Origin of the sequence: uncultured Duncaniella sp. (genome assembly GCF_910578445.1) — a bacterium.
GTDB lineage: Bacteria > Bacteroidota > Bacteroidia > Bacteroidales > Muribaculaceae > Duncaniella.
In genome coordinates this window covers 1-14,501 of record NZ_CAJTQC010000025.1, presented here as the reverse complement: position 1 = coordinate 14,501, position 14,501 = coordinate 1, and the positions used below count along the sequence as shown (strand labels likewise).

15 protein-coding genes are annotated in these 14,501 nt (G+C 49.8%); all 15 read right to left on the bottom strand.

The features are described 5' to 3' along the window. Positions 1–12 precede the first annotated feature (12 nt). Positions 13–726, bottom strand: a complete 714-nt coding sequence (rsmI, locus tag QZ311_RS09910; protein ID WP_297067212.1) for a 16S rRNA (cytidine(1402)-2'-O)-methyltransferase — start codon at positions 724–726, stop codon at positions 13–15. 8 nt (positions 727–734) lie between these two features. Further along, the gene (locus tag QZ311_RS09905; RefSeq protein WP_297067210.1) at positions 735–1,466 is read right to left on the bottom strand and encodes a hypothetical protein; all 732 of its coding nucleotides are present in this window, start codon (positions 1,464–1,466) and stop codon (positions 735–737) included. Then, positions 1,435–2,844, bottom strand: a complete 1,410-nt coding sequence (dacB, locus tag QZ311_RS09900; protein WP_297067208.1) for a D-alanyl-D-alanine carboxypeptidase/D-alanyl-D-alanine-endopeptidase — start codon at positions 2,842–2,844, stop codon at positions 1,435–1,437. The genes QZ311_RS09905 and dacB overlap by 32 nt, the downstream gene beginning before the upstream one ends. Then, on the bottom strand, positions 2,841–3,410 hold the full coding sequence (locus QZ311_RS09895; RefSeq protein WP_297067206.1) for an N-acetyltransferase: 570 nt from the start codon (positions 3,408–3,410) through the stop codon (positions 2,841–2,843). The genes dacB and QZ311_RS09895 overlap by 4 nt, the downstream gene beginning before the upstream one ends. Continuing rightward, positions 3,407–4,369, bottom strand: a complete 963-nt coding sequence (gene ribD, locus QZ311_RS09890; RefSeq protein WP_297067204.1) for a bifunctional diaminohydroxyphosphoribosylaminopyrimidine deaminase/5-amino-6-(5-phosphoribosylamino)uracil reductase RibD — start codon at positions 4,367–4,369, stop codon at positions 3,407–3,409. The genes QZ311_RS09895 and ribD overlap by 4 nt, the downstream gene beginning before the upstream one ends. A gap of 46 nt (positions 4,370–4,415) precedes the next feature. After that, complete coding sequence (gene ispG, locus QZ311_RS09885) at positions 4,416–6,080, bottom strand: (E)-4-hydroxy-3-methylbut-2-enyl-diphosphate synthase (RefSeq protein WP_297067261.1); 1,665 nt, start codon at positions 6,078–6,080, stop codon at positions 4,416–4,418. Positions 6,081–6,154: 74 nt separating this feature from the next. Beyond that, complete coding sequence (gene purE / locus QZ311_RS09880; RefSeq protein ID WP_297067202.1) at positions 6,155–6,661, bottom strand: 5-(carboxyamino)imidazole ribonucleotide mutase; 507 nt, start codon at positions 6,659–6,661, stop codon at positions 6,155–6,157. A 39-nt stretch (positions 6,662–6,700) separates the two neighbouring features. Beyond that, complete coding sequence (locus QZ311_RS09875) at positions 6,701–6,946, bottom strand: phosphatase PAP2 family protein (protein WP_297067200.1); 246 nt, start codon at positions 6,944–6,946, stop codon at positions 6,701–6,703. A gap of 20 nt (positions 6,947–6,966) precedes the next feature. Beyond that, entirely contained in the window at positions 6,967–7,308 is a 342-nt protein-coding gene (locus tag QZ311_RS09870; protein ID WP_297067198.1) for a hypothetical protein, read from the bottom strand. A gap of 291 nt (positions 7,309–7,599) precedes the next feature. Further along, on the bottom strand, positions 7,600–9,033 hold the full coding sequence (gene rpoN, locus QZ311_RS09865; protein WP_297067196.1) for an RNA polymerase factor sigma-54: 1,434 nt from the start codon (positions 9,031–9,033) through the stop codon (positions 7,600–7,602). A 114-nt stretch (positions 9,034–9,147) separates the two neighbouring features. Next, a complete protein-coding gene (gene neuB / locus QZ311_RS09860; RefSeq protein WP_297067194.1) occupies positions 9,148–10,161 on the bottom strand; it encodes an N-acetylneuraminate synthase in 1,014 nt (337 codons plus the stop codon). After that, positions 10,158–11,135, bottom strand: coding sequence for an ATP-grasp domain-containing protein (locus QZ311_RS09855; protein ID WP_297067192.1), 978 nt, complete (start codon positions 11,133–11,135; stop codon positions 10,158–10,160). The genes neuB and QZ311_RS09855 overlap by 4 nt, the downstream gene beginning before the upstream one ends. Positions 11,136–11,143: 8 nt before the next feature. Next, complete coding sequence (locus tag QZ311_RS09850) at positions 11,144–12,133, bottom strand: NAD-dependent 4,6-dehydratase LegB (RefSeq protein ID WP_297067190.1); 990 nt, start codon at positions 12,131–12,133, stop codon at positions 11,144–11,146. A 57-nt stretch (positions 12,134–12,190) separates the two neighbouring features. Next, positions 12,191–12,649, bottom strand: a complete 459-nt coding sequence (locus QZ311_RS09845; RefSeq protein ID WP_297067189.1) for a lipocalin-like domain-containing protein — start codon at positions 12,647–12,649, stop codon at positions 12,191–12,193. 51 nt (positions 12,650–12,700) lie between these two features. Then, on the bottom strand, positions 12,701–14,227 hold the full coding sequence (locus tag QZ311_RS09840) for a capsule assembly Wzi family protein (protein WP_297067187.1): 1,527 nt from the start codon (positions 14,225–14,227) through the stop codon (positions 12,701–12,703). Positions 14,228–14,501: the final 274 nt, after the last annotated feature.

The following is a 14,501-nucleotide window of genomic DNA, read 5'->3' as shown; positions in this document are numbered from 1 at the left end:
ATGTGTGAATTTTTATGCGTCTTTATACTTGTTTTTATGGACCTTAGGTCCGGCGCTTTCCTGAGCGCCTATCACTATAACAATTTCTCCTCGCGGAATGTTTTGTCCAAAATATTCCACGAGTTCTCCCAAAGTGCCATTGACTGTCGTGTTGTGGAGCTTTGAAATCTCACGCGACACGGATGCAGCCCTGTCGCGCCCACAGGCCTCGGCAAACTGTTCGAGCGTTTTGACAAGGCGCAGCGGCGATTCGTAGACAATCGAGGTGCAGTCACTGGCAGCGATTCTGTCTATGCGCGTCTGCCGTCCCTTTTTCGGAGGCAGGAAACCTTCGAATGTGAAGCGGTCGGTCGGGAGTCCCGAATTGACAAGGGCCGGGACAAATGCGGTAGGTCCGGGAAGGGTCTCGACTTCAATCCCCTCGCGTCGACACTCACGTGTCAGGAGGAAACCGGGGTCACTGATGCCGGGAGTGCCGGCATCGGATATCAGCGCCACGTTTTCGCCGCCCATGAGCTGTTCGATTATCGGGCGCACTGTCGTGTGCTCGTTGAACTTGTGATGGCTCGAACATGGAGTCGATATGTCAAAATGGCGGAGCAACACGCCCGATGTGCGCGTGTCCTCGGCATATATGCGGTCACATGTCCTCAGCACCTCGACGGCGCGCGGAGTCATGTCGGCCATATTTCCGACCGGTGTCGGCACTATATATAATTTACCCATGCGTCCTTTCAGAAATGTTTGGCGACTATAGCCATAAACTCCTTGACAACAGGGTCGGAGGCATCCCAACAGAGATCATTAAAGAAATAATCCTCCGCCTCATCCATATCCGCCATGCTTCCGATGGCTTCGAGTGTCTCACGGAATTCCTCATCGGAATTACGGAATAGCTCCCTGCGGAAACGGAAACGGTCATTGAGAGTGAAGGCTTTCGAGATGTCCGACGCACGCTCACGCGCAAGTTTTTCATCGAGAGTCAGCTGAGTCTCTGCCCCAAGTGTATCATTGACTGTCGTCACCGTCACATCGGCATCGGCTGCCTCCTCGGCCACGGCGCTTTCGGCCACAGCCTCAGCGTCGGCATCCGCTGTCTCTACAGCTGCCTCATCAGACTTCTCTGACTCACAACCGTCAGTCATCTTGCACTCGATAACCGGTGCGGAGGTCTCGACAGGTTCTTCAACCTCAACAGCGGAATTATCTACTTCGACGGCAGGAACTTCAGTGCATGAGGCAACGGCCTCTGTCGGAGTGGAGACAATTTCATCTTTTTGTGAGATGGCCTGCGCATCGTCTACACTGTTGTCGGACGTCAGTCCGGCCAAAAGCTTCTCAGCCTTAGCAATAAGAAGATGTTCCATTTCCGGGCTCGTCTCCTCGCCACGGCTGATGTGGAGCATCAACAAGCCTTCTATTTCGTAGGCCAGATTAAGTAGTCCGGTCAAGTCTTTGTTCATCATTGTTTTCTTGGTCGTCTGCTTCTATTGGGTTTTCAATCTGCAAACTTACATTAAATTTTTCTAATAACAAACGTTCAATCTCTTTTTTCAGAGCCGCACGGCTACATCTGAAATTATTGGCCATAAACACCATTACATGTGTCGGGAAGCCGTTTTCATCAAAAAGATAGCCTCCATAGCTCTGCACACCTTTCATTGACCCGGTTTTCATGGCCACGCGTCCGGCTAAAGGTGTCGAGACAAGAAAATTTTTCATCGTTCCGTCAAACCCGGCTTTCGGGAAAAGAATCAGATAGTCGTTTGAAAACGAATCTGTGGCCATGTAAGTATAGACATCTCCAAGGAATCTTGCCGTCAGACGGTTGTCGCGTGAAAGTCCGCTGCCATCCACGATATTGATTCCATGGGCGCTTATTCCGGCCATCGACCATACGGCCTGTTCCTCCATTATCGCATCGGCACGAGTGCCGCCGGGAGTAAGCGCACGTAGCATACCTTCGGCCATAAGATTGTCGGAACGAAACATGAGACTCTGCATGATTTCGCCGAACGGCGAGGAGTGATGGACATAAATCTCAGTCTCTTCCGGCGAAGGACTCACATTTTGCCCTGCCACCTCGACTCCGGCCTGCTTCAGCGTCGAGACAATCTCATAGCTCATTGCCTTGCGCGGATATGGCATCGAGAATATGTCGTTGATCGCACGCGTCCCCCTCACGAGGAATGTTTCCGAACCATCCTTGCGGTCAATCTTGCTTCCCCTGCCTTTGACCACACTGAATTTCAGGTCAGGGACAAACGGATCGGTCTTTTTTGACGGATAGCGGAGACGGAAACGGTTGTCGCGGAAATTAGCGCCCTGAAGGCGAGCGCCGTAATACCACGGAATATCCTCGTCCATCCATCCCGGAGGTGTGGTCGCATCGGGGAAGTCGGATTCGTCGATAACCACGTTTCCACGTATTTTTGATATGCCCATGCGACGCACCGCAGCAGCGATACTGTCGGCAAAGCCCTGTGTTTCGGGAAGGAACTGCGACTCGATTGTGGGGTCTCCACACACTTTCACCACAATATTTCCATCCAGCACACCGTCACAGATTGAACCGGCCGCCACGACAGGAGTAGCGAACCGTTCCTGAGGGTCGGCAAGATTAAGCATCGAGGCCACTGTCACAGATTTCATGACAGAAGCAGGTATCAGCGAACGGTCAATGTTTTCCGACACGATGTCATGACCGAAACGGAGGTCGCGTATAAGAATAGCCGTGTTCAGTGTGTCGAGACCATGTACATTCAGCGGGAAGGCATAGGCCAAAGCCGAGCAGGCGATGAATGACAACGCAATCACCGCCCGTATTTTCTGTAGGATTATCATTCGCCTGTATACTGCAGATGATCCATCAGTACATAGCAGAATGGACGTTCACCGACCTGAGTGAAACCGACCCTTTCATAAAGACGGCGTGCATTGACGTTATCCTTGTCGACGAGCAGCCCGGCCGGTTTGCCTATAGATGCAGCCCGGCTGACAGATGCCTTCAACAGCTGCGATGCTATTCCGCGACCGCGATATTCCGGAAGGACCGCAAGGGTGTCAAGATAGAACTCCGAGGAATCGGTCTCGTCTTCGACATCACCCATGTCTTTGCCAAGTTCCTGTCTGACGGCCTCGAAAAACGGTTTGCGAAGTTCATCAAGCTTCGCTCCGTCGTAACCGACGCACACACCGACAGCTTTGCCGTCATCGTCAACAGCTACGAGTGTGTTGATATAGCTATACTGGCTGTCATCGCGCTCAGCCAGACGGGTGAACATGCCTTCGACATCATCGAGGCTGTGATGTTCGCCGGCGAGACTCTGACAGATTTCTTTGCCGACGGCGTCCATTACCGAACGCGCGATCAGCTGTGCATCCTCTTTGCGTGCTTCTACAATTTTCATCTTTTATAACTAATTATTTTATGGCCGTCAACGACCCGGATATCTGGAATTATGTCTGTTTCTGGAAGTGATGGAGCTTTTATTTTTCCGTCAATAGGCTTTGGCGAAACCTCCACCCTGATTTCGTCCCAAAGGCCGTCATTGAAAAACGAGCCGATAATCTGCGCCCCGCCTTCGACAAGCACCGAACTTATACCTTTATTATATAAGGTGTGCATTGCCTCGGCAAGCGAGGTCCCGCCATCAATGACAATTACTTCGCCATCTGAAAACATCAGCATGTCTGCCGTGACACGCTTCCGACGGTCAAACACGACTTTGACAGGCGATTTTCCGGCATAGAGACGGGTCGTCAGGGTCGGATTATCGGCAAGCGCAGTCCCGCTCCCGATGAGAATCGCGTCGTGTGTGGCACGAAGCTTGTGGACGAGCATTGAATTAAGAGGCGTGGAGATGTGTCCGTCGATAAATCCGTCGGCGCTCTGTGCCCATTTCAATGTGATGTAAGGGCGCTGTAGACCGTGGGCGGTCATGAACTTGCGGTTAAGTTCACGGCACTCTTCCTCAAGCATTCCGGTCATCACCTCGACTCCGGCGTCAAGCAGCTTGGCGACTCCGCGCCCCGCGACTTTCGCAAATGGGTCGAGCGTGCCGATGACGACACGCGGAATCCCATTTTCGACAATCATATCGGCACACGGAGGTGTTTTCCCGTAGTGGGAACACGGTTCAAGAGTGACATACATCGTCGCATCTTTCAGCAAATCCTTGTTTCTGACCGAAGCCACGGCATTGACCTCGGCATGACCTTCGCCACACCGACGATGCCAGCCCTCACCTATTATCCTGCCGGAACGGTCGACAATCACTGCGCCGACCATAGGATTGGGTGAGGCATCAAGTTCTCCGTGACGTGCCAGCTCCAAGGCACGACGCATGTATTTCTCGTCAGTCTCCATGCTTCAAAAATAAAAATTTAACCGGCTCACGGTGCGTGACCGTGGTTCAATCTTCTTTATCTGTCCAGTCGCCGTTTTCCTTAATCAAAGCCACAAGGCGTTCGATGGCATCGGCGGCCGGAATGTTTTTCTCTATACACTCCTTGCCTTTGTAGAGGCTGATTTTACCGGCAGCCGCTCCGACATATCCGTAATCGGCGTCAGCCATTTCGCCCGGACCGTTTACGATACAGCCCATCACACCTATTTTCAACCCTTTAAGATGTGAAGTGGCCGCCTTGATGTCGCGCAATGTCGACTGGAGGTCATAAAGAGTGCGTCCGCATCCGGGACATGAAATGAATTCAGTCTTCGAAATGCGCAGGCGTGTTGCCTGAAGGATGGCAAGGGATATGTCATTGAGGCGCTCGCGGGTGACTCCGGCCGACTCAATCCACACACCATCGGCAAAACCTGCAAGGAGGACCGAACCAAGCTCAATGGAAGCCGCGATTATCATATCATCCTCGGTCAGACCGCTGTAGTCGCGACGGATTATGATAGGATTGGTCAGAGAGCTGTTCATCATCGCAAACATAAACGAGCGGATATGCCCGATAGCGTTGGCCTCCTTGCTGTCAAGGATGAGCACACGTGAGCTATCGCCGGCCAACTCATCACGAAGTTTGTCTGACAGGCCATCCTCAGCCAATACAGTGACTGCATCCGCGAAATCTGACGGATTCATGTCGAGCCCGACTACGACAGGCTGACGCGTAGACCACACGCTGACACGGCGTACAGGCGAAAATTCATTATAGTCCTCCGGCATTGGTTGTGGCGTCACCTCTTTCCCATCTGCAAGCCCGGAGATAAATCCGCTGATTGCGCGGGCTACAGGAATCTCTAACTCAGGCTCTTCGCTGAGTGAGACACGGATAGTGTCGCCGATGCCGTCGGCCAGCAACGAACCGATGCCGACAGCCGATTTGATTCGTCCGTCTTCCGCATCGCCGGCCTCGGTGACACCGAGATGGAGCGGAAAGTGCATGTCTTCGGCATCCATCGCCGCCACAAGACGGCGGACTGTCTCGACCATGACCCCGACATTCGATGCTTTTATTGAAATCACGACATCGCGAAAATCATGTTTGAGACACACACGCAGAAATTCCAGCGCACTCTCGACCATGCCGGCCGGAGTGTCGCCATAACGGCTCATGATTCTATCGGAAAGCGAACCGTGGTTCACACCGATGCGCAACGCAGTGGAGTGTTCACGACATATGTCAAGCAGAGGCACAAGGCCTTCTTCAATTTTGACAATCTCAGCCGCATATTCCTCGTCGGTGTAGTCAATCTTCTTGAATACACGTCCGGGATCAACAAAATTTCCGGGATTGATACGCACCTTCTCCACTCTCGAAGCAGCTGCGAAAGCCGCACGCGGATTAAAATGAATATCAGCCACAAGAGGAGTGTCAATCCCCTCGGCACGCAGACGTGCGGATATATCGGCAAGATTCTCCGCCTCACGGACACCCTGAGCGGTCAGGCGCACAATCTCGCCCCCGGCATCGACGATGCGCTTAATCTGGGCCACCGATCCCTCACTGTCCATTGTGCTGGTCGAGGTCATGGACTGAAGACGGATAGGATTTTCACCGCCGATTTCTACCTGCCCCACTCTTACGGGCCAGGTAGAACGACGTGTATAATTGAAATTTCTGATTTCGCTGTGAGTCATGTCTTGATTATAATGCGATGGATATGAAGCTACAAAATCAATTGAAAACCATAGAGGAATCAATCGACCTTGAAATCATATTTAACGGTTTTCAGTTCCTCGTTAGCCTTGACGATTTTCTGTGAAAGAGTCGAACGGTAATCGGCATAGCGTTTTGCAAGAGCCGGATCGGCGAGGGCAAGAATCTGCACTGCCATGACTGCCGCGTTCATTCCGGCATTGATTCCGACTGTCGCCACCGAAATGCCCGGAGGCATCTGAACGATGGAATAGAGTGCGTCCATGCCGTCAAGACTCGAATTGATAGGAATACCGATGACAGGGACAGGGGTCATGGCTGCGATTACTCCGGGAAGGGCGGCAGCCATTCCTGCGGCGGCTATAATCACTTTTATGCCTCGCCCTTCAGCCCCGCGGGCAAACTCCTCGACTTCCGAGGGTGTGCGATGGGCAGAAAGGGCATTCATCTCAAAGGGCACTTCCATCTGGTTGAGAAAGTCGGCCGCTTTTTTTAGAATGGGAAGGTCGCTTGTGCTTCCCATGATGATGCTGACTATTGGTTTCATGATAATGGGTTTATTTCTTATATGTTGATAACGTTGGTTTTAATGAATCATCGACATCAGATAGACGCATAGAAAGCCATTGGCACAACCTGCAAGCACCTGCCAGAGAGTGTGACGGCTCAGATATACGCGGGCTGTCATCACAAGCCCGGCTGCAACTATCACCCCCGACAGCCATATATTCATATTAAACAAGGCGTAATGCGAGGCTACAATCCTAAAGACAAGGGCAACAAGTCCGCCCATCGCGGCTGCGTGGGCGCTTATTTTCCACCAGCAGTTCACAACCGTGCTGATAACGGTTGCTAAAGCTGCACCGGCAAAAACATCGGAAGCCAGAACGGAGCGCTTGCCTTATAAAAAAAGAAGCTACATCCAAGATAGCATAGCACGACAACTCCGTAAGGTATGAACCGCTCCGTGCGCTCGTTGAGCCCCGGATCTTTTACGATGCCGCTACGATAAAGCGCCACAATAGCTGAAACAGGCACGAGGCATGTTATGACGAAGGTTATGCCAATCGCGGTCCACAGCAGATTGGACGGCAGCAGCCTTAGAATCGTAAGGAAAGCGGCAAGCACCATGCCATAGGTCGGCACGAGTAGAGGCGAGAACACCGCTGACACTATTTCTGAAAATTTCTTCATATTGTCTTGACAATCGGATTACATTATAACAACAATCAATCCGTTCTTTTTACCTTAAAAAAGATAATTTCTTATTTAAACGCAAATTTAGCGTTTTATTTGCTAAAGGCAAAACCCCACACCGACAATTATCAGCCACAATCCCTGACACTGCTTCGTTACAAAGATTTAAGGTTTTAGTTTATACTTAATAGAAGCATGTCCCATTATCTCTAATTAAGTTAATTTATATCAATTAATATCTTAAAACCATATAGAGATATTGAGTTATCATATTTCAAATCAGATTCTTCAGATTTTCTTTCTTAGGCGGGCGACGGGGATGGAGAGGCGTTCGCGGTATTTGGCGACTGTGCGGCGTGCGATGTCGTAGCCCCGTTCGGCGAGGAGTTTCATCAACGCATCGTCGCTGAGAGGATGATCGGAATCCTCACCGGCGATAAGTTCACGTATGGCCGCAAGTATTTCGTGGGACGAAGCATCTTCCTCGGAACCCACTTTTTCATTGAAGAAAAATTTCAACGGATATGTCCCGCCCGGAGTGGCAACATATTTTCCGGCAGTCGCACGCGAAATCACCGAAAGATCATAGCCTGTTTCATTGGATACATCCTTCAAAATCATCGGACGCAGGCGGCTCTCGTCCTCACTTATAAAAAAATCATGTTGCAACTTCACAATGGCCGACATGACTCTATAGAGCGTCTCCTGACGGAGCTTGAGAAGCTCAATAAATTCAGTCGCATCCTCACGCTTACGTGTTATAAATGCACGGGCTGCCTTCCGTTCGCCTGATGAACCTGCAACGGAAACAAAACTGTCACCGTCACTTGTAAAACTGCTTTCAATCGTAAGCTCCGGGACATTGTTGACGAGAGATAGAGTGATGACATTGCCGTCGACCTCGACATTGAAATCAGGAATTATGTGACGGGATTTTTCATCGCCGACACTATCGCCAAGCTGTCCGCCGGGCTTCGGATTAAGAGTCCTAATCAATTCGTCTGCATCCCGAAGTCTATCACGGTCAACATCAAGCATCGATGCAAGCCTGTCGAAGTGCCTGAGCGAGAATATATCGAAATAATGTTCCACTATTTCAAGCGCAAGGTCACGGATGTCGGACTGCGGCATGCGACGCAGCTGCAACACGAGGCAATCACGCAAATCGTAGGCACACACTCCCGGAGGATCAAGCTCACGCACACGTCCGACAATCTCACGCAAATGCTCCATCGAAATGTCAATCCCGGCATTGATTGCCAGATCGTCAAGAATCTGTGTCAGCGTACGTGTCAGATAGCCATTATCATCAAGATTTCCAATTATGTAGCGTGCAATCGGCATGTCGCGCGCATCAATATCGGTTTCCGATAGCTGACGTGTCAACGACTCGCTCAACGAGCCTTCGTCGGCAACGGCCACCGGCTCATAAAATTCATCGTCGGCCGAACGGTTGTTTGCCTCAAACCTGTAGGACGGAATCTCATCTTCATTACGATAGTCGGCCAACTGAAGATCCTCGGCACTTTCATTGAAATCATCCTCCCCTTCAATTATGGGTGTATCGGCGACTTCAAGTGCCGGATTGTCATCAAGCTCACGATGCACTTCATCCTCAATCTCCAGACCATTCATTTCAAGAAGACGCACGAAGCGCATCTGCAACGGGGATAAGCGTTGTTGCAATTTTTGTGAAAGTGATAAACGGAGCGAGCCTTTCATTTGGTCAATACACGAAAATCAGGATTATAGACACATGAATACAAAAAACACACCAATTTTAGAAATAAGGTTCGTTAAACCTTATTTCTAAAATTAAGAATGAAACCAGAGGCTTTAAAGTTCAATCAAAGAGTCGTAGGGAAAATCTTTTTTCGCCTTTTTGCCGATTACAGAATCCCAATCCATCGGACTGATTCCATTACCGGGACGCTTGACTGTAATATTTTCTTCGGTGAACACTTCGCCGGCAGCTATCGGACGTGACGCCACAATGCTTTTTCGCGCAACTTCAATATTGGGGCGCTCACAATCGGCGACACGCTTATCACCCGAGCCAAGAGCCACCTCTATATTGCGTATGGCACTTACCATTGCAGCAAGCTCGGCCGGGTCAAGCGACGCACGGTGGTCAGGGCCGGGCAGAGACTTGTCGAGAGTGAAATGTTTTTCAATTACCTGTGCGCCAAGAGCCGCAGCCGCCACCGGGACTTCTATACCGAGGGTATGGTCGCTGTAACCTACGCCTCCGACATTAAGTTTCCGCAGGCTTTCCATCGCCAGAAGGTTCACATCGGAATAGGGGGTCGGATACTGAGTGGTGCAGTGGAGCAGGTAGATATCCTCACGCCTGATGCCTCCGTTGACAAGGATTTCAACTGCCTCATTGACTTCTATTATTGTCGACATGCCTGTCGAAAGTATGACTTTACCGCCAATCGATGCAATCTTGCGCAGATATGGAAGATTTGTAATCTCACCCGAAGGAATCTTCCAGTAGTCCATCTGCAATGGCACAAGCGAATCGATGCTGACAAGGTCAAACGGAGTACTCATGAACCCGATGCCTTCCTCACGGCAAAGCTGCGCAAGTTCAGGATAGGCACTCAACGGAAGATGGATAGCCTTACACATCTCAAGCTGCGACTCCCCTTCGCCTGTAGTCTCCTTCTGATATGCAGCCTTAGGTGCAATCGAAGAAATCACAAGTTCAGGCACGGCAGTCTGAAATTTTACATAGTCAGCTCCGGCACGCGCGGCCTCGACCACCATCCTGCGTGCCATTTCCATCGAGGCATTATGATTGACTCCGGCCTCGGCGATTATGATTATTTTTCCTGTCTTTTTCATACATTAAACACTGCTTCTTCAAAATAACGGCAAATCATAGTACCGGCCTTTATGTCTGCGGCAGGTTCAAGCGGGAGACCGACCGCCTCTTTCAGAATCATCGACGGAATGTCGGCCCCGGCATGAACCGAACAGACCACTCCGCCACCGAGACGCGGGTTTATCTCCATCAGCATCAAACGTCCTGTTGAGATATCACGCAGATACTGGAGTGTGACAGCGCCACGCAAACCAAGCTTAACAATCGCATCGACCGATGCCTCAAGCAACTCAGGGTTATCGACCGTGACGGTGCGCGAAACTTCCCCACCGACCACTTCGAGCCTCTTGCGCGGACTGACACAAAGAATCTTGCCCCGCTTCGAGATGTAGCAGTCAACAGTGAATTCCTCACGCTCCGGATAGTAGGTCTGAATAAGATACTCGTCGGCTATTTTTGAAATGCGCCGGAATTCGTTGATTCCATTTATTACTTCAATGCCTTTTGAGGCTGAACCACGGCGAGGCTTTGCGATAAGCGGAAAAACAGGGCGACCACCCGTATATGTCGGAGGGATGTCGAGACCGAGCGACTCGAACTCACGGGCCGACAGCACCTTGTCGAACAAAGTATCGGCCTTACCGGGTGTGACTACCGGCGACCACGAATCACCATAGGTAGCCACATAAGCTCCTGCGATGGATATCGCTCCGTCAACAAAAGGAAGCATTATATCTATATGATAGGCCGCTACAATCTGATGGAGATGCTCGAGGATGTCAGGAGCATTCCATTTGCGCCCGATAATAATGCCGCCGACAAGAGCAATCGGGACTTCCGGCTCAAGCTCATAGCTATAAATCCTGACATCCATGTCAAGCTTACGGCCGGCCTCAATCAATTTTCGTCCGAATGAAACACGCTTAGCGCCACCCAGAAACAGGATGTTTATATTACGCGTCTTACCGCTGTTGGAGTCAGTGTGTCCGCTCATGCTCAAAATCAAACGTTATAGATTCCTGATTTATATTTAGCAAGATTCCCGGACTTGGTAAACCATTCGACAGTCTCACGGAGTCCGGCCTCAAGGTCATAGCGCGGACGCCAGTCAGTCAGAGAGGTTATGAGTGAGTTGTCGCCACACAGACGGAACACCTCACTGCCCGATGGACGCAAGCGGGCCGGATCGACAACGTAGTCGACTTTTTCGCCCATTATATCGGCAATCGTTTCGAGAGTCTGACGCATGCTGACCTCTGTGCCGGTGGCAATGTTTATTTCTTTTCCTTCAATACCCTCGGCGCGTCCGAGTGCAATGAATCCGGCAGCCGTGTCCTTGACAAAGTTGAAATCACGGGTGGGAGTGAGATCTCCGACCTTGATTTCACGTGCCCCGTTGGCTATCTGTGTGATAATAGTGGGAATAATTGCACGGGCACTCTGGCGAGGGCCATAGGTGTTGAACGGTCGGGCTATGACAACAGGAAGTTCAAAAGCGTTATAGAAACTCATGGCGATGGCATCTGCTCCGATTTTAGTCGCACTATATGGCGACTGTGGCTGACGCGGATGCTTTTCGTCAATCGGGACATATCTTGCAGTTCCATACACCTCGCTTGTAGAGGTCACTACCAGTCGCTTCACGCCACAGTCGCGCGCAGCCTGACACATATTGAGAGTTCCCTTGATATTGGTGTCGACATAGCTGTCGGGTGCAACGTAGCTATATGGGATGGCAATGAGAGCGGCAAGATGATAGACAGTAGAGCAGCCATCTGTTATATGACGGCAGAAATTCGGATCTCTGACATCGCCGGTGACAATTTCCAGATCCGGATGACTGATTCCTTCGAGCCACCCCCAGTCGTTAAAGGAATTATATTGGCTCAAAGCCCTGACCTTATAGCCCTCGGCAAGCAGGGCTTCAGTCAGATGAGACCCAATGAAGCCGTCAGCTCCAGTGACAAGCACTTTTTCTTTAATGCTATCCATATATGTTATTTTCTTATTATCGAAGTGGTTTATATTTCGCAACTGACTATCCGTCTTTTAATGAGGATGAGTAAGATAGTATCTGTATTCAACTCCATCAGCCGATGTGTAACTTACCTCCATTTTTTTGCCGGTCAGACGGTCAATGTGGAGGCGAGTGACTCCGTCGGGTGAAAAGCACATTGCTTCCGGAGGATTGTAGAGATAATCTGTCCCCTGAGAGTTGTCATGATAGATAAAACACAGTTCGAGCAAATCGTCGTCACGCATCCATGTCCCAAAGCAATCGAAGACTCGATTGTGGGCATAAATGGTATTGATACGTATGATATTGCCCTGAAAGGCCCATGTGTAAAGTAGCGGACCGTCGGATGAATCGTCATAAAGCTCCGTTTCCTGACCGTCGGCCGTCAGTCGTTCAAGTCGCCATTCGCCAAAGAGGTCTCCTATATCACCGTTATGGCGTGTACACCCTGCCATGATTACAAATGACAGACAGACCACAAAAACAGTCATGGCCTTCATTATTTCAGCTTTAATCCGGGTAGACAACACTATGCTTCAGAATTAAAAGTTAAACAATCCGTCATATCTCACTCCGACAAGGAAACCGAAAGCATTCTCAGGCATGTTGCCACGGTCAAGTTCGATTTTGGCATTGACCGTCAATCCATTAATGCGTGCCGGGCGCCATGCGGTCTCAAGCATTACCGATGTCAGATTAATCGGTCGCGGCAGCATGTTGAACGGAGTCCCCCATGCCTTGCGATAGCCTCCTTTGACACGATAGTCGACGGCAGGCGTTATGCTTCCCTCAATACCAACGTGGAAACCGCGCACCGAGTTCGCGACAAAATTAGGATTGCCGTCAAGATTATAAATCGGCGACATCATGACAGGCGTTCCTAATGACATGCCGAAATAGGCATATGAATTATATGAGGCATTATTATAATAGTCATCAGCGCCTGAGACATGCCCCGGAAGTGTGCAACCATCGTAGTCTCCGGGATTGAAATGAATCGGACCACTCTGGTTTGTAAAGTCAAAATATTCGGCGACGACTCCTGAGATGTAGCCCGGACGTGAAGCCTTATATTCGACACCCCACAGTCCGTCAAAACCATTAAGTTTCCCGATGCCCGACCCATCGTCCCACAGCCATGAAGTGTAGGCGAAAATTTCATCGCCGTTCTTAAGACGATAGCGGCCACGGATGTCCCACGTTCCAAGATGATTGCCGGAATAGAATCCTTCGCCACCATCTTCCATGGGGAACAACATCTTTACAAAATATTTCAAAGATTTGGGATGACTTTGCGTGCGCGTAAGCTTACCGTCATAATACCATCGGGTCGTACCACCGAAAACAGCAGCCGCCTGCATACCGAAAATAACCGAAAACGGTTTGGACGGTTTTGTACGGAAATAGGCACGTTTGTAATTATAGAGCTGGTGGGATGTGATGTGGTTGCCATAATAGTTGTAGTGGTTTTTCCACCAACCATCATCAGCCATGTAACCGAATGCGCCTTCTCCTGAAATCTGTAGCCAACCGTTGGTGAAAGGAATATTCTGAAAATCCCAAAATCCCGCGCGAGCCTGCAACATCGGACGAGTGTTGCCGCTTTGAATCAAATCGCCGCTCGACAAGCGTTGGTTAAGCAGAGCCGAATTCTCTTCTTTAAGACCGATCCGGGCAAAAACGCCTCGGAATTTTAATTCACCATAAAGTTGCTGCAACCATACAGAAGACGGTGATTCCTTGTGAAAAAACCATGATTCGGTTTCAGCACTATAACGCTCATAGGCAACAGACGATGTATAACCACCTATCACATCCGCACCAAAACCATATGAAAAACGCTTAGCATAATCAACGTCCTTCCATAAAGAAGCTTCCAGCCTGACATTGTCAGATTGGGTAAAACGTCCGTGTTCTAATGAAGATATGTAGTATGGGGCAAATTTTCCCGAGCCTGTGCCCGCAAAGGCTGCCGCCTCATAATGCAAAACATCTTCCGCTCTTCCTGTGATGGAGAACATAGCAAAAACGAGAGCCAGATTATATTTTGCAACCTTATAAATTTTCATAAATTAAAGAATAATCGTATGCACATTCGACATTTCTATTCAGTCGTTACAGTGTATGATTATCGCCACAAAGTTACACAAAATAACCCGAACACCAACCATCTGAAGGCTATAGAACAAAAATTAGGGCAGGTTTCATCGCTAATTGAATATCAAAGCATAATAAAGCCACCAAGATTGCAGATTATCCGTCAGAAAAATAGTCAAACAAAAGCTACTATATAAAAAAGCCGAAGCCCGAGATGCGTTTGCATCTCAGGCTTCGGTCGGTTAG

What these genes read in the sequence shown, in the direction of transcription:
- rsmI (WP_297067212.1), bottom strand. Translation starts at nt 726, where the DNA reads ATGGGTAAATTATATATAGTGCCGACACCGGTCGGAAATATGGCCGAC.
- QZ311_RS09905 (WP_297067210.1), bottom strand. Translation starts at nt 1,466, where the DNA reads ATGATGAACAAAGACTTGACCGGACTACTTAATCTGGCCTACGAAATA.
- dacB (WP_297067208.1), bottom strand. Translation starts at nt 2,844, where the DNA reads ATGATAATCCTACAGAAAATACGGGCGGTGATTGCGTTGTCATTCATC.
- QZ311_RS09895 (WP_297067206.1), bottom strand. Translation starts at nt 3,410, where the DNA reads ATGAAAATTGTAGAAGCACGCAAAGAGGATGCACAGCTGATCGCGCGT.
- ribD (WP_297067204.1), bottom strand. Translation starts at nt 4,369, where the DNA reads ATGGAGACTGACGAGAAATACATGCGTCGTGCCTTGGAGCTGGCACGT.
- purE (WP_297067202.1), bottom strand. Translation starts at nt 6,661, where the DNA reads ATGAAACCAATAGTCAGCATCATCATGGGAAGCACAAGCGACCTTCCC.
- QZ311_RS09870 (WP_297067198.1), bottom strand. Translation starts at nt 7,308, where the DNA reads ATGAAGAAATTTTCAGAAATAGTGTCAGCGGTGTTCTCGCCTCTACTC.
- rpoN (WP_297067196.1), bottom strand. Translation starts at nt 9,033, where the DNA reads ATGAAAGGCTCGCTCCGTTTATCACTTTCACAAAAATTGCAACAACGC.
- neuB (WP_297067194.1), bottom strand. Translation starts at nt 10,161, where the DNA reads ATGAAAAAGACAGGAAAAATAATCATAATCGCCGAGGCCGGAGTCAAT.
- QZ311_RS09855 (WP_297067192.1), bottom strand. Translation starts at nt 11,135, where the DNA reads ATGAGCGGACACACTGACTCCAACAGCGGTAAGACGCGTAATATAAAC.
- QZ311_RS09850 (WP_297067190.1), bottom strand. Translation starts at nt 12,133, where the DNA reads ATGGATAGCATTAAAGAAAAAGTGCTTGTCACTGGAGCTGACGGCTTC.
- QZ311_RS09845 (WP_297067189.1), bottom strand. Translation starts at nt 12,649, where the DNA reads ATGACTGTTTTTGTGGTCTGTCTGTCATTTGTAATCATGGCAGGGTGT.
- QZ311_RS09840 (WP_297067187.1), bottom strand. Translation starts at nt 14,227, where the DNA reads ATGAAAATTTATAAGGTTGCAAAATATAATCTGGCTCTCGTTTTTGCT.